Genomic DNA, 20,860 nt, shown 5'->3' on the forward strand with positions numbered 1-20,860 from the left:
CCCGAAACTCGATATCGGGTGCGCCCAGTCACTGGAGAAATGACATGCCCTCGTTCGACATAGTGTCCGAGCTGGATAAACACGAAGTCACTAATGCCGTCGATAACGCCATCAAAGAGCTGGATCGCCGCTATGACCTCAAAGGTAAAGGTACTTTCGAATTCAAGGAACTGACCATCAACCTCACCGCTGAAGCCGACTTTCAGCTGGAAGCGATGATCGAGATCCTCAAGCTGGCCCTGGTCAAGCGCAAGATCGATATCAAGTGCCTTGAGGTCAAGGACGCTTTCGCTTCCGGCAAGTTGATGAAGCAGGAAGCTACGCTCAAGGAAGGTATCGATAAAGAGCTGGCGAAGAAGATCGTTGCCCATATCAAGGACGCCAAGCTCAAGGTGCAGGCCGCCATTCAGGGTGAGCAGGTCCGTGTCACCGGCAAAAAGCGTGATGATTTGCAGGACGCCATCGCTGCCCTGCGTACCCACGAGTTTGGTATGCCCTTGCAGTTCAATAACTTCCGCGACTGATTGGTGGCGGGAACCTCCGTTGCCCAAGGGCGTCGGAGGCCATGTTAAACGTTGAAACGATTTGCTCAGGCGGTCGTTTCACGTCAGTTCGCGAACGGCAGGAGAAACAAAGATGGATTTGAGCAACGAAGTCGACCACCTGGTGAAGCTGTCCCAGGCGTGGATTCCCATGGTCATGCAGTACGGCAGCCGTGTGCTGCTGGCCGCCGTGACGTTGATCGTCGGCTGGTGGCTGATCAACAAGCTGACCTCGCGGGTCGGCGCCTTGCTGGCCCTGCGCAACGCTGATCTGGCCTTGCAGGGTTTTATCAGCAGCCTGGCCAACATCATTCTGAAGATACTGCTGATCGTCAGCGTAGCCTCGATGATCGGCATCGAGACGACGTCCTTCGTCGCCGCCATTGGTGCCGCAGGCCTGGCCATTGGTCTGGCATTGCAGGGCAGCCTGGCGAACTTCGCCGGTGGCGTGCTGATCCTGCTGTTTCGCCCGTTCCGCATTGGTGACTGGATCGAAGCCCAGGGCGTGGCGGGGACCGTGGACAGCATCCAGATTTTCCACACCGTGCTGCGTACCGGCGACAACAAGACCGTGATCTTGCCCAACGGCAACCTGTCCAACGGCATCATCACCAACACCAACCGACAGGCGACCCGTAAGATCATTTTCAACATCAACGTTGATCCCGACAGCGACCTGCGCAAGGGCCTGGAAGTGTTGATGGAAATGGCCAAGGATTCGCGTGTACTGGAAGATCCGGCGCCAGCGGCAGTCGTGGCGGCGCTCAACGAGAATTCGGTGACGCTGTCCCTGGGCGTCTGGACCAAGACCGGCGACATGGGCGCAGTCAGCTCGCAGTTCAACGTCGAGGCGCGTGATCGTCTGAAAGAGGCGGGGATCAGTGTCGCGCAGTCGCAGCGAGTGATCCGGATGGTGCAGGAATAATCACAGATCAACTTGTGGGAGCGAATTCATTCGCGAAGAGGCCGGAACATCCCTTAGATGTTTGTCATTCGCAATATTGCTTTCGCGAATGAATTCGCTCCCACATGAGCTCCTGCAACAATCTCAATCCTATTCAAGCTGTTCCTTTGCCTCTTCTTCACGCCGCGCATCCCGCGCTTCCTTGGCCCACTGCAACAGGATCATCACCAGCGTCGGTACGCCGAGCAGGGCGGTGATCAGGAAGAAGTTGTGGTAGCCGAACTTCTCCACCATCACCCCTGAATAGCCACCGATCAGGCGCGGCAACAGCAGCATGATCGAGCTGAGCAGGGCGTATTGGGTGGCCGAGAACTTCAGGTTGGTCAGGCTCGACAAGTAGGCGACGAACGCCGATGTCGCCAACCCTGAACTGAAGTTATCCAGTGAGATGGCCACGATCAGCATCTTCAGGTTCGGGCCCATGTCCGCCAGCATGAGGAACAGCAGGTTAGTCGCCGCCGAGGTCAGGCCGCCGACGAACAGGATCGGCAGAATGCCGAAGCGTACGATCAACAGCCCGCCGAAACCGGCCCCGACCAGGGTCATGACCAGGCCGAAGATCTTGCTGACACTGGCAATCTGATCCTTGGTGAAACCCTGATCGATGTAGAAGACGTTGGCCATGACGCCCATGACCGTGTCCGACATGCGATAGGTCGCGATCAGGCCCAGCAGCAGGAAGGCCTGCCAGCGGTAACGGATAATGAAGTCGTTGATCGGCGTCAGCACCGGCGCCAGGCCCTTGCGGCCGAAGGACGACAGGCAGGCGGTGGTCAGGATGATGTAGAGGATCGCCCGCAGAAATGCGCGGTCTTCCAGCAGCAGGTCCATCCAGCTGTTGCCTTCGAACAGTACGCTGGCGAAGTTGGTGTTGTACAACTGGGTGCACATCGCCGGTACCGATACCAGCAGGATGATCAGCACGAACACCGAGGCCAGTTGGTGCATGAAGCCGTATCGCGCCGCCGACAGCTGGGTGCGCAATGGCACGGGCGATTCGCGCATGACCAACGTGGTGATCAGCGCGGGCACCATCAGCAGACCGAACAGCACATAGGTGCCGGTCCAGGCCGAATGCTTGTAGGCAAAACCGGTGGAGCCGAACCCTTCGGCGAAATACAGCGCACCCGCTGTCGCCAGCAGCGCTGCGACCCGGTAGCCGGACATATAGCTGGCGGCGAGGGCGGCCTGCTGGCTGTCCCCGGCGATTTCCAGGCGATAGGCATCGATGGCGATGTCCTGGGTGGCCGAAGAAAAGGCCACGACCACGGCAATGGCAATCAACCACGACAAGTGTTGCTGCGGGTCACAGAAGCCCATGCCGATCAAACCGAGGATGACCAGACTCTGGGACAGCACCAGCCACGAGCGGCGGCGGCCCAACTTGCCTAATAAAGGCAGGCGCCACTGATCCAGCAGCGGGGACCAGACCCACTTGAAGGCATAAGCCAGGCCGATCAGGCTGGCATAGCCTATGGTTTCGCGAGCCACGCCGGCTTCGCGCAACCAGACTGACAGGGTAGAGAAGACCAACATGTAAGGCATGCCCGCAGCGAAGCCGAGCAGCAGCAGAACGAACGTCGATGGGCTGGCATATGCGGCGAGCGCGGCGCGCCAGGTTTTACGGGGCATGGGCTGGAATCTGCCTCAGGTTACGAAAACAAAGGGCGCACTCTAACCGCTGTGCTCTATCGGGCGCCAGCCATGACGCTGCATATCTACCCGATTGTTCCGGACGGTAATGCCTTCGGCCCGCAAACGCGCGCGCTGTTCATCGCCTGAGACGGTTCCCAGAGGCAGGCTGATACGCCCGCCAGCGCCCAGAACCCGGTGCCAGGGCAGGGTCGTGCCGTCGGGCAACTGGCTCAGAGTACGGCCTACATAGCGTGCCGCCCGGCCCAGCCCGGCCAGTTCGGCCAACTGCCCGTAACTGACCACTTTGCCCTCCGGCACTTGATGCAGGGTCAGGTATAGCGCATTGCGCCGGGCGTCGGCGGGGGAGAGCCCAGCAGGGTCATGCAGGGGCGAAATCGTCTCGCTCACGACTATTCCTGTTTTTTACCGAGATAAATGCGAATAAAACCCATAAGGAACTAGAGAAAAGTCCTACGGTCTGTGCTTACTGTGCCGTAGGTAGTCTCAGATTGCCTCGATGTCGTCTTTCGGGATGATGCCTGACTTTTCCGCTGATATGAGACTAGACGTCCCTATGTTGTCCAGAACCCTGTTGTGCCTCGCCGTTACCTGCGCTTCCACTCCTCTTCTTGCCGATACCGTCTGGTTGAAGAACGGCGACCGGCTGACCGGCACGATCAAGGTGCTGGACGGCGGCAAGATGATGATCGAAACCTCCTATGGTGGCTCAATCCCCTTGGACTGGAAGCAGATCAAGACCCTGGAAAGCGACCAGAAGCTGTTGGTCAAGCAAGGCAAGTCCGATGAGGAAGTTGTCAAAGGGCTCAAGCCTACCGACGACGGAAAAGTGATTGTCGCTGGTGCCGATGCGCCACGGACCGTCGAACTGGCCAGTATTTCGCAGATCATCAAGCCCAAGCCGATCATTACTGACCTGGTGTGGAAGGGCAATATCGATGCCGCCCTGGATTTCCAGCATGCGGAAAACGATACCGATGATTACAACATCGCCTTCAAGACCACGGCCCGTCATGGCGACTGGCGCCATAACGCCAAGGGCGAGTACAACCGCGAGACTCAGGATGATGTGGTCGCGACCGATAACTGGAGCGCCGAATACTCGATCGACCGCTTCCTGACCGAGAAATTTTTCTGGGATGGCCGTATCACCTACAAGCGCGACAAGATCGAAGACCTGGATCGCCAGCGCACCGTCGGTACCGGTCCGGGCTACCAGTTCTGGGATGACGAGTTGGGTGCGTTCTCCATGACCACGCTGCTCAACCGCACCGACTTCGAATACCGCGATGGCAAGAAGGACAACTTCTATTCCACCACTCTGCGCTGGGACTACAACCGCTACCTGATTGGCAAGAAGTTCGAATTCTTCACCAACGGCGAGGCCGGTCGGCCACTCAGCGGCGTTGCCAGCTACAGCCTGGATGCCGAAGTGGGCCTGCGCTACAAAGTCACCGACTGGGCGTCCCTCAATCTCAAGGCCGAGAAGAACACTATTAATGGCTCCGACCAGAGTGATCTGGACAAGACTCGCTACACAGCAGGCTTTGGTGTGACCTGGTAAGACTGGTCACAATCTGGAATGGAAACCTGTAGGAGCTGCCGCAGGCTGCGAAAGCGGTGTAGAGGCGATTCACCGCCTGCGGCAGCTCCTACAGGTCATCCAGATGGCCTCTGGCATCGGCTGCTGATAATGATTAACGTGTGCTTCTTTGATCAGGAGTCACTCAATGACCGCCAAAGCCGCAAGGAATGCCCGGGAACTGTTGCTCAAGGAATATCGGGGTGCCTTGTCCACCCATTCCAAATCCATGCCCGGTTTCCCGTTCGGTTCGGTAGTGCCTTATTGCCTCGATGATCAGGGCCGTCCGCTGATCCTGATCAGCCGCATCGCCCAGCACACCCATAACCTCAAACTCGACCCCAAGTGCTCGCTGCTGATCGGCGAGCGCGAGGCCGAGGATATCCAGTCAGTGGGCCGTATCACCGTGCTGGCCGAGGCTGTGCAATTGACCGATCCGGCGGCCATAGAAGCGGCGGCCCGGCGCTATGATCGCTATTTCCCTGAGTCGGCCGACTATCACCAGGCCCATGACTTCGACTTCTGGGTACTCAATCCGGTGCGCTACCGCTATATCGGTGGCTTCGGCGCGATTCACTGGCTTGATAACGTCGCTCTGGCCAATCCATTTGCCGGTGCGGTCGAGACCGGCATGGTCGAGCACATGAATCAGGACCACGCCAAGGCCATTGCCCATTACGTTGAACTGAGCGGCTTGCCCGCCGACGAGCCGGTGCAACTGGTCGGCATCGACAGCGAAGGCATGCACCTGCGCATCGGTCAGGGCATCCACTGGCTGCCGTTCAGCCAGACCTGTAATACCCCGACACAAGTGCGCGAAGCCTTGGTTCAACTGGCCCGCGCAGAAAAATGGCCTGATCGCGAAGCCCAAGAGGCTTGAATTCACGATCCTGCGACGGCACGTAGGATCTACTGGAAGACTTTCTTCCGTTGAGGAACTCATTCGATGCGCGTTTTTTTGCTGCTCTTTCTGCTGTTTCCGGTGTTGGAGCTGTTCATTTTGGTCCGGGTCGGCATGGCCATAGGCTTCTTCCCGACTTTCCTGTTGGTGGTTGCCACCTCCATGCTCGGCCTGTTCGTCATCCGCGTGGCGGGCTTCGCCACTGCGTTGAGCGCCCGTGAGAGCCTGTCTCGTGGCGAGCTGCCTGCGCAGCAGATGCTTGAGGGGCTGATGATTGCGGTCGGTGGTGGCCTGTTGCTGCTGCCGGGCTTCATCAGCGACGTGCTGGGCATGATCTGCCTGCTGCCGATCACCCGTCGCCTGCTGGTCGGCACCCTGCGTCGTCGTGCCGAAGCCCAGGCGCAGCGCCAGCGCGCTTTCGCCGAAGACATGCAAAGCCGTGGCGGACCCGCCTACGGTGGTCAGGCCGGTCCTTCGGGCAATATCCACGCCCCGACCCGCGAGCCGGACATCATCGAAGGTGAGTTCGAGCACCGCGACAACAAGTAGGCCCGGCGGCCTATACGCGGCACCCTTCGGGGTGCCGCGTCTGTTTTTACTGCAAAAAAATCTTCGGCCAAGCCTTGTAATGGCATCGCCCGCCCTTATGTATGGGTCACCGCAAGGTTTCTGGCGAATTCGCCGGACCGTATTCTGCGGTTCGCATGGCGGACCGTAACCGGCAAGACCGGATTTTTTAACTCGCTGGTGTCGTTCGCCAGCCGCTCAAAACCATAATTAGGAGATCGACAATGAAGCTTCGTCCTCTGCATGACCGCGTCGTAATCCGTCGCAGCGAAGAAGAATCGAAAACTGCTGGCGGTATCGTTCTGCCGGGTTCGGCTGCTGAAAAGCCAAACCGTGGCGAAATCCTCGCAGTGGGAACCGGCCGCGTTCTGGACAACGGTGAAGTGCGCGCACTGGCCGTCAAAGTAGGCGACAAAGTGGTGTTTGGTCCGTACTCCGGCAGCAACACTGTGAAAGTGGACGGTGAAGACTTGCTGGTGATGAGCGAGAACGAAATCCTCGCTGTCGTCGAAGCTTAAGTAATCCCGCGAATTTCCATACGAACCAAGTATTCAAGGAATAACGATCATGGCTGCTAAAGAAGTTAAATTCGGCGACGCTGGCCGTAAAAAGATGCTGGCTGGTGTAAACGTCCTGGCCGACGCAGTTAAAGCAACACTGGGCCCGAAAGGCCGTAACGTCATCATCGAAAAAAGCTTCGGCGCTCCGCTGATCACCAAAGACGGTGTGTCGGTTGCCAAAGAAATCGAGCTGAAAGATCGCTTCGAAAACATGGGCGCGCAGCTGGTCAAAGACGTTGCCTCCCGTGCCAACGACGACGCCGGTGACGGTACTACCACTGCTACCGTTCTGGCCCAGGCCATCGTCAACGAAGGCCTGAAAGCCGTCGCTGCCGGCATGAACCCGATGGATCTGAAGCGCGGTATCGACAAGGCGACCATCGCCATCGTTGCCGAGCTGAAGAAGCTGTCCAAGCCATGCACCGACACCAAGGCAATTGCCCAGGTCGGTACCATCTCGGCCAACTCTGACAATTCCATCGGCGACATCATTGCCGAAGCCATGGAAAAAGTGACCAAAGACGGCGTTATCACCGTTGAAGAAGGCACTGGCCTGGAAAACGAACTGTCTGTCGTAGAAGGCATGCAGTTCGACCGTGGCTACCTGTCCCCGTACTTCATCAACAAGCCGGACACCATGGTTGCCGAGCTGGACAGCCCGCTGCTGCTGTTGGTCGACAAAAAGATCTCCAACATCCGCGAAATGCTGCCAGTCCTGGAAGCCGTTGCCAAAGCCGGCCGTCCACTGCTGATCATTGCTGAAGACGTTGAAGGCGAAGCCCTGGCGACTCTGGTTGTGAACAACATGCGTGGCATCGTCAAGGTTGCAGCCGTCAAGGCTCCAGGCTTCGGCGACCGCCGCAAGGCAATGCTGCAGGACATCGCTGTTCTGACTGGCGGTACCGTTATCTCCGAAGAGATCGGCTTGAGCCTGGAAAGCACTACCCTGGAACACCTGGGTAATGCCAAGCGCGTCGTGCTGAACAAAGAAAACACCACCATCATCGACGGTGCTGGCGTTCGTGGCGACATCGACTCGCGTATCGCTCAGATCCGTCAGCAGATCGGCGACACTTCGTCCGACTACGACAAGGAAAAACTGCAAGAGCGTCTGGCCAAGCTGTCCGGCGGCGTTGCAGTGATCAAAGTCGGTGCCGGTTCCGAAGTTGAAATGAAAGAGAAGAAAGCCCGCGTTGAAGACGCCCTGCACGCAACCCGCGCAGCCGTTGAAGAAGGCGTGGTACCCGGCGGTGGCGTAGCACTGGTTCGCTCCCTGCAGGCTATCTCCGAACTGCGTGGCGACAACGCTGACCAGAACGTCGGTATCGCTCTGCTGCGTCGTGCTGTTGAAGCCCCTCTGCGCCAGATCGTTGCCAACTCCGGCGACGAGCCAAGCGTCGTGGTCGACAAGGTCAAGCAAGGCACCGGTAACTTCGGTTACAACGCTGCCAGCGGCGAATACGGCGACATGATCGAAATGGGTATCCTGGACCCGGCCAAAGTGACTCGCTCTGCTCTGCAGGCAGCGTCCTCCATTGCCAGCCTGATGATCACCACCGAAGCGATGATCGCTGACGTGGCTGACGACAAGCCAGCAGGCGGCGGCATGCCAGACATGGGCGGCATGGGTGGCATGGGCGGCATGATGTAAGCCAGCCTTACCCCCATAAAAAACCCCGCCTTGTGCGGGGTTTTTTTATGTCTGGGAACATCAGAGAGCTTGTTTCAGGGGGGGGAAGTTGGCTCTTATCAAGAAACGCAAAACCTGCGCCATCACCGGAACTTTGTGGGAGCGAATTCATTCGCGAATAGGCCAGGACATCCGACGCTCATTTAGCGTCTGAAAAACCGCCTTCGCGAATGAATTCGCTCCCACAGGATTTGTTCTGGCACCCTGCCAAGTGATCGATGCGTCGAGGGCAGGGCGCGATCCCTACGCGTCCAGCGTTACGTGGCAGTGACGGGTTCAGCCGCCACCTTCGGCGCCGGCCGATACAGCACTGCGTAGTAGGCCCCCATGCAAATCAGCCAACAGAACACCGCCGTCCAGACGTTGTGGGAGAAGAAGTGCGCGCCCTGCAGCATGCGGCCCACGGAGAACACCGTGCCGAGGCTGAAGGCAAAAATAAACCCTGCCTTGGCCCAGTGTGGGCGGCGGTCGCGGAAGATAAAGAACAGGGCGAACAGGGTGAAGCCGGTAGCAGCATGGCCGCCGGGCCAGCACCGGCCGGGTTTGTCGGTGTCCGGGCGCTTGCTGAGCAATTCGCTGTAGACCTCTTTGCCGCCGAACTCTTCCAGGCTCCACGGGCATTGCACCGCGGTCACGGCTTTCATCGGCGTCACGAAACTGGTCGACAGGGCCATCGACAGCACCAGGCAACCCAGTTCCTTGCGCCATGGCATCAGGCGCTTGACCATAAAGGAGGCGATGAATCCCAGCCCGGCGAATACGCCCATGGCAATCACGGCTTGCTTGGCGCGGTCGTGCAGTACGTTTTCCAGAAAGTAGCTGTGCTTGCCGATGAAGTCGTTACCGACCGGGTCATAGGCCAGTTTGGCGATATCCATATCCAGGGAGGTCAGTTCCAGCAACAGCAGGACAACCGCGGTAATGGCGGGAATGCCCAGGTAGAGCCATAAATTCAACGGACGGGAATACGGGAGGTCAGTGACTGTCGACATGGCTGATCCAGCTCGAAGGGGAGAAGATACCCGGCACAAGGGCCGAGGATCGCGCAGTCTGGGCGCCGGGCTGTCGTCGGACCGTGAACCGATAGTGAAAAAAACGTCAAGCGATTCGCCGCTGGCCCTTGGCGTCTGTTGGCCTTAAGCTGCGCCAGCGAAACTGTATCTGGAGACAATTTCCATGCGAATTCTTCTGGTCGAAGATAACCGCGATATCCTGGCCAACCTGGCGGATTACCTGGGTTTGAAGGGCTACACCGTCGATTGCGCCCAGGACGGCCTGTCTGGCCTGCACCTGGCTGCGACCGAGCACTACGACTTGATCGTGCTCGATATCATGCTGCCCGGCATCGATGGCTACACCTTGTGCAAACGCCTGCGTGAAGATGCGCGCCGGGATACGCCGGTGATCATGCTCACTGCGCGTGACCAGCTGGATGATCGCCTCCAGGGTTTCCGCTCCGGTGCCGATGATTACCTGCTCAAGCCATTTGCCCTGTCAGAACTGGCGGCGCGCATCGAAGCGGTGTTGCGCCGGGCCCAGGGCGGCGGCCGCCGCACCTTGCAGGTCGCCGACCTGATCTACGACCTGGACACCCTGGAAGTCACCCGTGAAGGCCGCCTGCTCAAGCTCAACCCGGTCGGCCTCAAGCTGCTGGCGGTACTGATGCAGAAAAGCCCGCATGTGTTGCGCCGCGAAATTCTCGAAGAAGCCCTGTGGGGCGACGACTGCCCCGACAGCGACAGCCTGCGCAGCCACGTCCACCAGCTGCGCCAGGTGATCGACAAACCGTTCGCCAAGCCGCTGTTGCAGACCGTGCACGGCGTGGGTTATCGCCTGGCCGAGGGCCGGGATGGAGTTTAAGCAAAGCCTTGCCCAGCGCATCATCATCGCCTTTGCCTTGATGAGTGCACTGGTAGCCGGGTCCTTCGCTCTGGGTATCGTTGCGACCGTGCATCTGGTCGAGGAAAAGCTGATTTCGGCTGGCCTGGGCGGCGACCTCAATCGCATGTTGTTGATGGACAGCGTCAGCGACTGGAGCCACCGGCCAGAGCCCGATCAGTTGTTCTATTTCAGCGGCGGCCCTGGCGATTTCGATCTGCCCAAGGACTTGCGCCATCTGGAGCCCGGTTTCCATGAGGTGTTTCGCGGCCCGCTGTCGTACCACGCGATGGTCGAAGTGGTGGATGGCCGCCGTTATGTACTGTTGCAGGATCAGAGCGACTTCGAAGAGCGTGAGCAGGTCCTGTTCGCCGTGGTTCTGGTGGGTTTCGTGCTGGCCCTGGCTTTGGCCGTGTTTCTTGGCTGGATCCTGGCGCGGCGGGTCATGGCACCGGTGGTGCGCCTGGCCCGGCAGGTTCGCCATCGCGATCAACTGCTGGGGCTAGCACCACCGCTTGCCCCGGATTACGCCTCTGACGAGGTGGGTGAGCTGGCAGTGGCCTTCGATGCCACCCTCGGGCGCCTGCGCCAGGCCCTGACCCGCGAGCGCATGTTCACCAGTGACGTCAGCCATGAATTGCGCACGCCCTTGATGGTGCTCGCCAGTTCCTGCGAGCTGCTGCTGGAAAACTCGGCTCTTGATGAGCGTGCGCGGGCCCAGGTCGAACGTATTGCCAGGGCGTGCGAGGAAATGCGCGATCTGGTGCAGACCTTCCTCATGCTGGCCCGCACCCAGCGCGACGACGCGAGCATGACGCCCCGGCTCATGGTCGGCCAGGCTGCGGAACATTTGCTCTCGCTATGGCGCAAGCCCATCGAAAGCAAAGGCTTGAAACTGGTGGTCAACACCCATGAAGACGTCTCTCAGGAAAGCTACAACGCCACGTTCCTGCTGGCGGTCATGGGTAACCTGTTGCGCAATGCGCTGCACTATACCGATGAAGGTTTTATCGCCCTGACCCTGCGCAGTAATGGTTTTCTGGTCGAAGACAGCGGCGTAGGTATCCCCGAGGAAAAACGCGAAGCCATGTTTCAGCCCTTTGTGCGCGGTAACGAGCAGCGAGGAGAGGGCCTGGGGCTGGGCCTGTCACTGGTACAGCGGATCTGCGAAAACCAGGGCTGGACGGTCGAGCTGAGCCCGATGCAGCCCAATGGCTGCCGATTCAGTGTGGTGTTGAAGGCGGACTAAGTGGCGCTTCGCCATGGTGTTTGGCTTGTAAAGCCTCTGTAAAACCCGGAAATAACTCTGCCTAAGGGCGTACAATTTTTGGCTGTGCCAGATAAGGCTTATCGAGAGCCCGGATTTACACGGGTATCGAACTAAAAATTTACCGTGATACCGCACTCATGGCCCCTGAGGTTGTCAGAACGATCCTTGCAGTTACGGCGTGTGTTTATTACTGACCGCGTCTGCATTCGTGACGACCTGCCGTTCATACCGCAGGGTAAGTGAGTCCTTACACAAGAGGTCAGAGAATGGGCGTGGATGTTGTAGCAGAATCGACAGGCAGCAAGGGCGATCGCTTCAATTACTTCTGGAGCCAGCGCGGCGAGTGGGTGGAAGAACCCAACGTGCGTCGAGGTGGCGAAAGTGGCGTACAACGTGTGTTCACTGAAAACGGTCGTCTGATCTACATCAAGCGCCAGACCGGGCATATCTACCGCAGTTGGCTGCACCCATTCGGCCGCCCGACGGTACTGCGCGAGCGTGATGCCCTCGAAGGCCTGCGCCAGCTTCATGTCAATGTGCCGAAAATGATCTTCAGCGGCGCCCAGCGCGATGAAAATCACCAATGGCAGGCCCTGCTGGTCACCGCCTCGCTGGACGGCTTCGATGAAATCGAGAACTGGTACGCCGCTGGCGGCCGCGAACAGTACGGCGAAGTAGTCCATGACCAGATTCTTGCTGAACTGGCGCAGAACCTGGCGCGTATGCACCTGGGCCGCTGGCAGCACAGTTGCCTGTATATCAAGCACGTTTTCGTGCGGGTTACAGGGGAGGGCGAGACCGCCAAAGCCGAGGTCGCCCTGCTCGATCTGGAGAAATGTCGCCGCCGCTGGACCGCCTACGGCGCCGCCCAGCACGACATCAAGCAGTTGCGTCGCCACTCGTCGTTCAAGCCAGCAGACTGGCAGAAGTTCATCTACCTTTATGAAGCGGCGTTTGGCAGCGCTATCAAAGGTTTAGATAGATGAAGCTAGAAATAGCACGAGGTTTGTTTCTGCTGGGGTCGCTGGCGATTACTGCCGTTGCCCTGGCCGCGTGGGAACAGCCTGGTACAAAGATATTGAGCACGGTACAGGGCGAAGGCCATTGCCTTTTGCCTCGGGTTGCGAAGCACCATGCAGCAGTCAAACCCGATCAGGATTTGCTGCTGTTCATGTTCGGTCTGGCTCAGGGAACGGGGCCGCAAAATTGAAATCACCGCTAACCTGAAAGGCCCCGCTTGTCGGGGCTTTTCTTTTTGCGGTGACGATCTTTTGTTGGAGCTAGGTTTGAGATTTTCTTGAGGCCAACAACGTATACACGCACGGCAACACAAACAGGGTAAATAGCGTCCCCACCGACATCCCCGTGGCGATCACTGTGCCGATATCGAAGCGACTCACTGCGCCAGCGCCACTGGCCAGAATCAGCGGCACCATGCCGAACACCATGGCCGCCGTGGTCATCAGCACTGGCCGCAGGCGAATCGCCGCCGCTTCTTCCACGGCCTCCCGTGGCGACAGGCCCTTGTCGCGGCGTAACTGGTTGGCAAATTCGACGATCAGGATGCCGTGCTTGCTGATCAGGCCGATCAGGGTCACCAAGCCGACCTGAGTGTAGATATTCAGGCTCGACAGACCGAGGAATAGCGGGATCAGCGCGCCGCAGATCGACAGCGGCACCGTGACCAGAATCACCAGCGGGTCGCGGAAGCTTTCGAACTGCGCGGCCAGAACCAGGAAAATGATCGCCAGGGCCAGGCCGAAGGTGACCCACAACGCGCTGCCTTCCTGCACTAACTGGCGCGTGGCCCCGGCATAGTCATAGGCAAAGCCCGGCGGCGCTTCTTCGATAGCAATCTGCCGTACCGTATCGACTGCCTCGCCCATGCTGACCAAGGGAAAGCCGGAGATGATCGCCGAGTTGAGTTGCTGGAACTGATTGAGCTGACGCGGCCGGGCGCGGTCGCTGACGGTGATCAGGGTCGACAGCGCTAGCAGCTTGCCTTCGCTGTTCTTCACGTAATAGTTGTTCAGCCACTGCGGGTTGTCCCGGTAAGGCCGTTCAACCTGGGCGATGACCTTGTAGCTGCGTCCGTCGATGGTGAACCGATTGATCTCCGCCTCGCCCAGTAGCGTCGCCAGGGTGCCGCCCAGATCCGCCATGGAGACACCCATCTGCGCCGCCTTGGCCCGGTCGATCTCGATCACCGCTTCCGGTTTGTCGTAGGCCAGGTCGAGGTCGACGAAGGCGAACTTGCCGGACTCTTCTGCACGCTTTTTCACTCGCTCGGCCACTTCCAGCAGGGCGGCGTAATCGTTGGGTGTGTTGATCACGAACTGGAACGGCAGGCCCTCACCTGTGCCCGGCAGTGACGGCAGGTTGAAGCCGAACACCTGCACGCCGGGAATGTCCGCCAGCCTGGCCTGGACCTCGGGCAGGATCTGCATCTGGGTACGCTGGCGCTCGTTCCACGGCTTGAGCAGGAAGCCGCCGACCCCGGTCTGCACGCCATTGAAACCGTTGATCTGGAACGATGAGTAGTACTCGGGGAAAGCCTTGAAGATCTCGATAAAGCGGTCGGTATAGCTGTTCAGGTAGTCCAGATTGGCGGTCTGCGGCGAGGACGACATCATGAAAATGATGCCCTGGTCTTCGTCCGGGGCCAGTTCCGACTTGGTGAACTTGAGCAGTACCGGAATCAGGCACAGCACGATCACGGCAAACACCATGACCACCGGCCGGGTATTGAGGGTGCCGTGCAGAATGTGCTGATAGCGGCGCTTGAGGCCTTCGAAAATCTGGTCCAGACGATGGGCAAGGCCGCTGGGGTTCGGGTCATGGCGCAGCAGCAGGGCGCACATCATCGGCGACAGGGTCAGGGCGACGATCCCGGAAATCACCACGGCCCCGGCCAGGGTCAGGGCGAACTCCTTGAACAGGGCGCCGGTCAGGCCCTCGAGGAAGCCGATGGGGGCGTACACCGCCGCGAGGGTGACGGTCATCGATACCACCGGCATGGCTATCTCCCGCGCGCCTTCCAGGGCGGCATCGAAGGGTGTCTTGCCCTCTTCGATATGTCGATGGATGTTCTCGACCACGACAATCGCATCGTCCACCACCAGACCGATTGCCAGCACCATGGCCAGTAGCGTCAACAGGTTGATCGAGTAACCCATCAACTGCATGAAGAACAGCACGCCGATCATCGACAGCGGAATGGTGATCACCGGGATCAGTACCGAACGCAGGGCGCCGAGGAACAGGAACACCACCACAATCACGATCAGCACCGCTTCGATCAGGGTCTTCACCACTTCGTCGATGGAGGCCTGGATGAACAGCGTGGCGTCGTAAGCGATGGAGACCTTCAGGTTCGGCGGCAACTGGCTTTCCAGTTCCGGCATGATCCGCCGCACTTCCTTGATCACATCCAGCGGGTTGGAACTGGGCGTGCCCTTGATGCCGATATAGACCGAGGGCGTGCCGTCGAACGAGCTGATGGTGTCGTAGTTCTCCGCGCCCATTTCCACCCGCGCGACATCGCCGAGCAGGACCCGGCTGTCACCGGCGGTCTTGAGCGGGATCGCGGCGAAGGCCTCGGCGGACTTTAGGTCGGTGCTGGCGTTGACGCTGGTCACCACGTACTCGCCCTTGACCTCGCCCGCCGCCGCCAGGAAGTTGTAGCGGCGCACGGCATCGGTGACGTCTGCGGCGGTGAGGCCGAAACCGGCCAGGCGTACCGGGTCCAGCCACAGGCGCATGGCGAACACCTGGTTGCCGAGGATCTTGGCTTCGGCCATACCCGGCAGGGTCGCCAGTTTTGGCTGGATCACCCGGGACAGGTAATCGGTGATCTGCGGGTTATTCAGCTCGGAACTGTAGAAGCTGACATACATCAGCGCCGAGGCGTCGGCGGCTTCCTTGCTCAGTACCGGGTCTTCGGCATCCTGGGGCAGCTTGTTCTTGACCTCGTTGGCCTTGGCCAGCAGCTCGGTGAACAGCCGATCGCTGTTGGCGCCGATCCGCGCATAGACGGAGATGATCGAGAAATTCTGCCGGCTGACCGAGGTCATGTAGTCGATACCTTCGGCGCTGGCCAGGCTCTGTTGCAGCGGCTGGGTGATATAGCCCTGGATGGTTTCCGCGTTGGCGCCGGGGTAAGCCGTGGTCACCGTGATCAGGGCGTTTTCCATTTGCGGGTACTGACGGATGGTCAGTTTGCTGAACGCTTGAAAGCCCAGCAGCACGATCAGCAGGCTGATCACGGTGGCCAGCACCGGTCGGCGAATGAACGGATCTGTAAAAGCCATGGAAGAATTCCTTGATCAGTTCGCGCCGGAGGGGCTGTTCTGTGCGGGCGCAAGGTTCTGGTCCGGGGTGACCGCGACATGGCTGCCTTCGTTGAGCTTGAGCTGGCCACCGCTGACCACCTGTTCCCCGGCCTTGAGGCCCTTGCTGACGATGACATGCCCATCGCGGTGCTCGCCGGTCTCGACAAAGCGCCGCTCGACCACTGACTGCGACTCGCCCTTGGCGTCTTTCTTCGCCACCACCGCGTACACCGAATTGCCATAGAGGGTGTAGGTAATGGCGCCTTCCGGTACGACGATCTGGCTCTTTGCCCCCGGCAGCAGCACCTGGACACTGGCGAACATGCCCGGCAGCAGTTTGCTGTCGGGGTTGGGCAGGGTGGCGCGAATCAATACGTTGCGGGTGGCGTCATCGACTTTGGGGTTGATCGCGCTGATTTTTGCGTCGAAGGTCTGCTGCGGGTAGGCCGCAACGCTGATTTGCGCGACCTGGCCGACAGCCAGCTTCGGCAGGGCCTGCTCCGGCACATTAAAGTCGACGTACAGGCTGCTCAGATCTTGCAGGGTCGCGATGACCTTGCCGCTGGCCAGATAGTCGCCGACGTCCACCTGACGAATGCCGATGGTGCCGCTGAAGGGCGCGAGAATGCGCTTCTTCGCCAGCGAGGCGTTGAGCTGGGCGACGGTGGCGCTGGATTTTTTCAGTTGGGCGGCGAGCTTGTCGAAGTCGCCTTTGGAAATGGCCTGATCGCCCACCAGTCTGCTGCCGCGCCCGTGTTCGACCTGGGCCAGGCCAAGGTCGGCTTCGGCGGTGCCGAGCAGGGCTTTTTCCACGTCGCTGTCCAGTTGCAGCAACGCTTGACCGGCCTTGACCTGTTGGCCCGACTCGAACAGTACGGCCTTGACCGTCCCGGCGATCTCCAGGCTCAGGTCCACGCCTTGCAGGGCCTTGAGGCTGCCGATAGCGGGCAGACGGCTCTGCCAGGGCTGCTCGGTGGCGACGGCGACCGGCACGGCAACGGCGGGCTTGGGCGCAGAAAATTGCTGGATCTGCTGGTAAATCGACCAGGCTTTATAGCCCGCGAGCAACAGCACAACGAGCACTACCACGCCCAGCATGATCAGCATCCGGCGACGCAACATATCCTTTTCCTTGGAAAGACCGTGAAACAGCCGAGCACCTTAATCCTGGCGCTGTTTTGGTGCAGCGTGGCTGTATTGCCAAATATTACGCCATCGCTCGCGGGTTTGAATCAGGCCAGATGCAGATGGTTGTCCCACAGCCCTGTGGGCAGGTCCAGCGGCTTGGGCAGCAGCTCGCTTTGGCGGCAATCGTAGAAACGACAGCGGCCCTGGCCCGACGTCACGACGAAGCCGTCGGCCACTGCACCAACACCGGCGCAGTCGGGCAGAGCGGCATCCAGGCGCAGGGCGCCGCTGTCCAGATCCCAGATAAAGAACCGGTTGCCCCGAGGGGCGGTGAGGGCGACCAGGCGCAGGCCGCTGTGCACGGCGACGCTGGCGGTGTAATGGCCCATGGCGGCCAATTGTTGATCGGCAACCGGAAACGCCTGGAACGGCTGCCCCGGACGTTTGATCGCCAGCAGTTCGGAACGCTCAAACGCATCGCCCATGAACTGTTGCCCGGCAACGATGGTGCCGTCGCTGGCGATACCCAGATGGCGCACGCTGTTCATCTGTTGGGTCAGGGTTTCCTTGCTCAGCAGCGTGCCGTCGCGCTGCATCAGGACCAGACTGGGCTGCATGGCATTGAGATTCATCTCGACCCGGCTTTCGGCTTCGGTGCGGATGCCGCCGTTGGCTACGACCAGCGTCTCGCCATCCGGCATCCACGAGACCTGATGCGGGCCAATGCCATGGGTGGAAATCTCGCCGCTATGGACCAGGCGCTCATCGACGAAACGATAGACGCCGAGCAGGCCGCGACCCGGATCGGTGGTGTCGTTCTCGGTGGCGTACAGCCATTCACCGCTTTTGTGAATCACTGCGTGGCCGTAGAAGTGCCGATTGGCTTGCGCGGTGATGGTTTGGAGCAGTCGCCCATCACGCAGATCGATCAGATAACTCTCGGTGCCCGGACGGCGGGCGACGAATAGCGCCAGATTCAACGTCGGGTGATTGATGATGTCGTGGCAACGCTGGGTGACCTGGGTGGCGAACACCTGCTTGCCATCGAGCCGGTAACCCACGGCGTAATGTTGACCATCGCTGTCGTCACGGGCGGAGAGCAGCAGCGGCTCCTGGCCTTTTGACCGAAACAGGGTCCAGCCCCCCAGCGTAACGGCGCTGAGCAGCAGGCTGCCAAGGGCGAGTGCCTGGCGTCGCAACATCATCGGATACCTCGATCAGTCGCCATCGTTGGCGTTGAAACCCAACTGGATACCCAGTGCCTTGGCCAGCTCGCCATCATGCAGACGATGCACGGCGTTGAGGCTGTCGTAGACGGCATTGAGCTGCTGGCGTCCGGCTTCGCTGGCCAGCAGATCCGCCAGCGGCAATGTCAGCCCGCTCAGCAGTTTATGGCTGTTGGCATAGGCGGCGTCGATCTTCTCGGCCAGGGCTTTGTGTTCGGCGGGCAACAGCCCGCGCAGGCCCTTGTTGTCGACCCCGACCCAGACGGTCTCGGCGCCGCTGAGGCTGGCGTCCAGGCTGCCGATCGACGCCTTGCTGCGCCAACTCTCGGCCTGGAACGGCTGGGGAATGCCCTTGGTCTGGCGACCCAGAGGCGTGCCAAGCTTCTTCTTCAAGGTGTCCAGTGCGGTGACCTGTACCCGCAGCAACTCGGCGATGGCTTCGTGGGAATCGGCATAGCGCGGGTTGGGGAATTTGCTCAACTGCGCCAGCATGCCGTCGGTGCTGTTCCAACTGCCGAGGATTTCCTCTGCCAAGGCTTTCTGCCGTTCACCAATGGCTTGCAGCAGCGGGCAATACCGCGCCTTCTGCTCAGCCGAGGCCATATCGATCTCGGCGTCGAACAGGATGTATTCGTAGGCCGACAAACCCTGCACGACGACGCTGGCCTTGGTCAGTTCATCAGCGCTGACCTGGGGCTTGGCGGCCAGCAGTTGCTCGACCTGACGGCCGACCAGGTTCTTTTTGTCCGGCCAGAACTGCACCTGCCAGGCACGATTGCCCTCGGCCAGCGGACCGATCAGCAGAGGTTGCAGCTCAGCCCAGGTTTTCTGCGCATGGAGAAAGTCTGCGCGGGCAGTCTGCAAGTCGACCGTGCCCTGGCAGAACGCGTGGGCGCTGACGGCCAGTTTGCGGTCCGCTTCGACCCAGCGGCTGTAGGTCGGCAGGATCACTTGCTTGGCGATGGCCGCCGAGGTGACGGCTTGCGGGTCGGCTGGCGCACAGGCGCCCAGAGCCAACGCGGCGAGGCTGGTGAACAGCAGTTTGGGGCGGAACATGTCCGGCTCCTATCGAAGAGGAAAAGTCATAACGAATTGAGAAAGGCCAGCAGCGCCTGACGTTGTTGGGCGTCGAAGGCCAGTACCTGACGCTGCGCCGCCTGTGCTTCGCCACCGTGCCAGATGATCGCTTCCATCAGGTTGCGGGCGCGGCCGTCATGGAGAAACTGGGTATGGCCGCTGACCGCCTGGGTCAGCCCGATGCCCCACAGCGGCGGCGTGCGCCACTCACGTCCGGAGGCCTGGAATTCGCTGCGGTTATCGGCCAGCTCCGCGCCCATGTCGTGCAACAGCAGGTCGGTGTAAGGGCGGATGGTCTGATTGGCCAGCTCCGGCTCGGCGGCGTCGGCGCGGGTGGTGTATTGCGCGACGTGGCAACCCTGGCAACCGGCCTGATAGAACAGGTTCTTGCCCTTGAGCACCTCGGCATCGCCGACGTTGCGCCGCGCCGGGACGGCCAGGTTGCGGCTGTAGAACAGCACCAGACGCAGGATATTGTCGCTGACTTCGGGCTCGCCATTGGGGCCGTTGCCGTTGGGCGCGTTGCGGCAGTCAGTCTGTACTGGCGTGCAATCGTCGTTTCTGTTCAGCGATGTGGTCAGGCCCATGTCGCCGGCAAAGGCGTGGACGTTCTGCTGATTCAGGGTCGGTTGCCCGGCCTTCCAGCCGAAACGGCCGAGGACGACTTTTTGCAGGGCGTCGTCCCACACCCAGTTGGCTCGCCCGGAAATGCCATCGCCGTCCTGATCGTCCGGGTCGGCATTGTCGAGAATCGCCCTGTTGGGGATCGCCTCGAGCAGGCCCAGGCCAATCATCGGCGGGGCGATGCGTGCGGAAGCGCGGGTTTCGGGATGCATCGGACCGTAGCCCAGCTGGGTGATCTGCAGGGTCGGTTCGCGCAGCTCGATCTGGGTGCCGTCGCGAAAGGCTACGCGCAGGTAGTCGTATTCCACCCGCACCCGGCCCTCGGGGGCTACGCCGGGTATCGCCATGTCCTGCAACTGCACACCATAGCTTGGTTCAGGCAGCACGCCGGTACGCTTGATCAGTTCGGCCTGGGCCGGGTCATCGGGGATCGACAGGCGCACCAGCATCGACACGGCGTTATCGGCGCCATTCTCGGGCGGATGACCGCGGCCATCCTTGATATGGCAGTTCTGGCAGGCGTTGGTGTTGAACAGCGGGCCAAGGCCATCACGGGCAGTTGTGGTGGACGGGGCGATCACCCAGGGGCTGCGGAAGAAACTGTTGCCGACGCTGAAGTCCAGCCGCCGGGTCGGCGAGAGGTTGGCCGATGGCAGGGAGAAGGCATTCTGATCCTGTTTATTGACGGTCGTGCGCCCACCCGACAGCGCTTCCCCCGGCTCGGCCTGGGTGAAGCGTGGGGCGTCATCGCATGCACTCAAGGCCAGAGCCGAGAACAGGGCAAATGAAAGGCGCAACCGCGTGGTCATACAGGTTCTGCAACACCGGAAATTGGGGCGAGCAAGCTTATCAGCCAATAAGAGGGGT

Annotated in this window: 19 protein-coding genes; 11 read left to right on the forward strand and 8 right to left on the reverse strand. The window is 60.3% G+C overall.

Annotation, left to right across the window (positions count from 1 at the left end; translation table 11 throughout):
• Nucleotides 1–44 precede the first annotated feature (44 nt).
• Together M2401_RS00690 and M2401_RS00695 are read left to right on the forward strand one after the other, a co-directional pair.
• A complete protein-coding gene (locus M2401_RS00690; RefSeq protein ID WP_259098401.1) occupies nucleotides 45–524 on the forward strand; it encodes a YajQ family cyclic di-GMP-binding protein in 480 nt (159 codons plus the stop codon).
• 112 nt (nucleotides 525–636) lie between these two features.
• Nucleotides 637–1,467 (forward strand): mechanosensitive ion channel family protein, encoded by an 831-nt coding sequence (locus M2401_RS00695; RefSeq protein ID WP_259098403.1) that lies wholly within the window; start codon nucleotides 637–639, stop codon nucleotides 1,465–1,467.
• Between the two features lie 129 nt (nucleotides 1,468–1,596).
• On the opposite strand, the gene M2401_RS00700 is transcribed toward M2401_RS00695, so the two are convergent.
• The gene (locus tag M2401_RS00700) at nucleotides 1,597–3,138 is read right to left on the reverse strand and encodes an AmpG family muropeptide MFS transporter (protein WP_259098405.1); all 1,542 of its coding nucleotides are present in this window, start codon (nucleotides 3,136–3,138) and stop codon (nucleotides 1,597–1,599) included.
• A gap of 42 nt (nucleotides 3,139–3,180) precedes the next feature.
• Nucleotides 3,181–3,549: an MGMT family protein gene (locus tag M2401_RS00705; protein WP_259098409.1), complete on the reverse strand. Its 369-nt coding sequence runs from the start codon at nucleotides 3,547–3,549 to the stop codon at nucleotides 3,181–3,183.
• Nucleotides 3,550–3,715: 166 nt separating this feature from the next.
• On the opposite strand from M2401_RS00705, the gene M2401_RS00710 reads away from it, so the two are divergent.
• The 5 genes from M2401_RS00710 (at nucleotide 3,716) to groL (ending at nucleotide 8,420) form a co-directional block, all read left to right on the forward strand.
• Complete coding sequence (locus M2401_RS00710) at nucleotides 3,716–4,723, forward strand: DUF481 domain-containing protein (RefSeq protein WP_259098410.1); 1,008 nt, start codon at nucleotides 3,716–3,718, stop codon at nucleotides 4,721–4,723.
• A 166-nt stretch (nucleotides 4,724–4,889) separates the two neighbouring features.
• A complete protein-coding gene (locus M2401_RS00715; RefSeq protein WP_259098412.1) occupies nucleotides 4,890–5,621 on the forward strand; it encodes a HugZ family protein in 732 nt (243 codons plus the stop codon).
• A gap of 66 nt (nucleotides 5,622–5,687) precedes the next feature.
• Nucleotides 5,688–6,191: an FxsA family protein gene (locus M2401_RS00720; RefSeq protein WP_259098413.1), complete on the forward strand. Its 504-nt coding sequence runs from the start codon at nucleotides 5,688–5,690 to the stop codon at nucleotides 6,189–6,191.
• Nucleotides 6,192–6,433: 242 nt separating this feature from the next.
• Nucleotides 6,434–6,727 (forward strand): co-chaperone GroES, encoded by a 294-nt coding sequence (locus tag M2401_RS00725; protein WP_020292988.1) that lies wholly within the window; start codon nucleotides 6,434–6,436, stop codon nucleotides 6,725–6,727.
• Nucleotides 6,728–6,776: 49 nt separating this feature from the next.
• A complete protein-coding gene (gene groL / locus M2401_RS00730; protein ID WP_259098417.1) occupies nucleotides 6,777–8,420 on the forward strand; it encodes a chaperonin GroEL in 1,644 nt (547 codons plus the stop codon).
• Nucleotides 8,421–8,716: 296 nt separating this feature from the next.
• On the opposite strand, the gene M2401_RS00735 is transcribed toward groL, so the two are convergent.
• Entirely contained in the window at nucleotides 8,717–9,451 is a 735-nt protein-coding gene (locus M2401_RS00735) for a phosphatase PAP2 family protein (RefSeq protein WP_259098420.1), read from the reverse strand.
• Between the two features lie 184 nt (nucleotides 9,452–9,635).
• Between M2401_RS00735 and colR the strand changes: the two genes are divergently transcribed.
• The 4 genes from colR (at nucleotide 9,636) to M2401_RS00755 (ending at nucleotide 12,817) form a co-directional block, all read left to right on the forward strand.
• Nucleotides 9,636–10,319: a two-component system response regulator ColR gene (colR, locus tag M2401_RS00740; protein ID WP_259098423.1), complete on the forward strand. Its 684-nt coding sequence runs from the start codon at nucleotides 9,636–9,638 to the stop codon at nucleotides 10,317–10,319.
• Entirely contained in the window at nucleotides 10,309–11,586 is a 1,278-nt protein-coding gene (locus M2401_RS00745) for a HAMP domain-containing sensor histidine kinase (protein ID WP_259098425.1), read from the forward strand. The genes colR and M2401_RS00745 overlap by 11 nt, the downstream gene beginning before the upstream one ends.
• 287 nt (nucleotides 11,587–11,873) lie before the next feature.
• A complete protein-coding gene (locus M2401_RS00750; protein WP_259098426.1) occupies nucleotides 11,874–12,593 on the forward strand; it encodes a lipopolysaccharide kinase InaA family protein in 720 nt (239 codons plus the stop codon).
• Nucleotides 12,590–12,817 carry a hypothetical protein gene (locus M2401_RS00755; RefSeq protein ID WP_259098428.1) on the forward strand — a complete coding sequence of 76 codons (228 nt, stop codon included), beginning with the start codon at nucleotides 12,590–12,592 and terminating at the stop codon, nucleotides 12,815–12,817. The genes M2401_RS00750 and M2401_RS00755 overlap by 4 nt, the downstream gene beginning before the upstream one ends.
• Before the next feature lie 70 nt (nucleotides 12,818–12,887).
• Here the strand turns inward: M2401_RS00755 and M2401_RS00760 are convergent, their stop codons facing one another.
• From M2401_RS00760 to M2401_RS00780, 5 genes are all read right to left on the reverse strand, one after another.
• Nucleotides 12,888–15,917, reverse strand: coding sequence for a multidrug efflux RND transporter permease subunit (locus M2401_RS00760; protein ID WP_259098430.1), 3,030 nt, complete (start codon nucleotides 15,915–15,917; stop codon nucleotides 12,888–12,890).
• A 15-nt stretch (nucleotides 15,918–15,932) separates the two neighbouring features.
• The gene (locus M2401_RS00765; protein WP_259098431.1) at nucleotides 15,933–17,060 is read right to left on the reverse strand and encodes an efflux RND transporter periplasmic adaptor subunit; all 1,128 of its coding nucleotides are present in this window, start codon (nucleotides 17,058–17,060) and stop codon (nucleotides 15,933–15,935) included.
• A 110-nt stretch (nucleotides 17,061–17,170) separates the two neighbouring features.
• A complete protein-coding gene (locus M2401_RS00770; RefSeq protein WP_259099829.1) occupies nucleotides 17,171–18,268 on the reverse strand; it encodes a DUF1513 domain-containing protein in 1,098 nt (365 codons plus the stop codon).
• A 15-nt stretch (nucleotides 18,269–18,283) separates the two neighbouring features.
• A complete protein-coding gene (locus M2401_RS00775) occupies nucleotides 18,284–19,348 on the reverse strand; it encodes an imelysin family protein (protein ID WP_259098433.1) in 1,065 nt (354 codons plus the stop codon).
• A gap of 26 nt (nucleotides 19,349–19,374) precedes the next feature.
• Entirely contained in the window at nucleotides 19,375–20,802 is a 1,428-nt protein-coding gene (locus M2401_RS00780; RefSeq protein WP_259098434.1) for a di-heme oxidoredictase family protein, read from the reverse strand.
• Nucleotides 20,803–20,860 lie beyond the last annotated feature (58 nt).

This window comes from Pseudomonas sp. JUb42 (assembly GCF_024807945.1).
In the GTDB taxonomy this organism is placed as follows: Bacteria; Pseudomonadota; Gammaproteobacteria; order Pseudomonadales; family Pseudomonadaceae; genus Aquipseudomonas.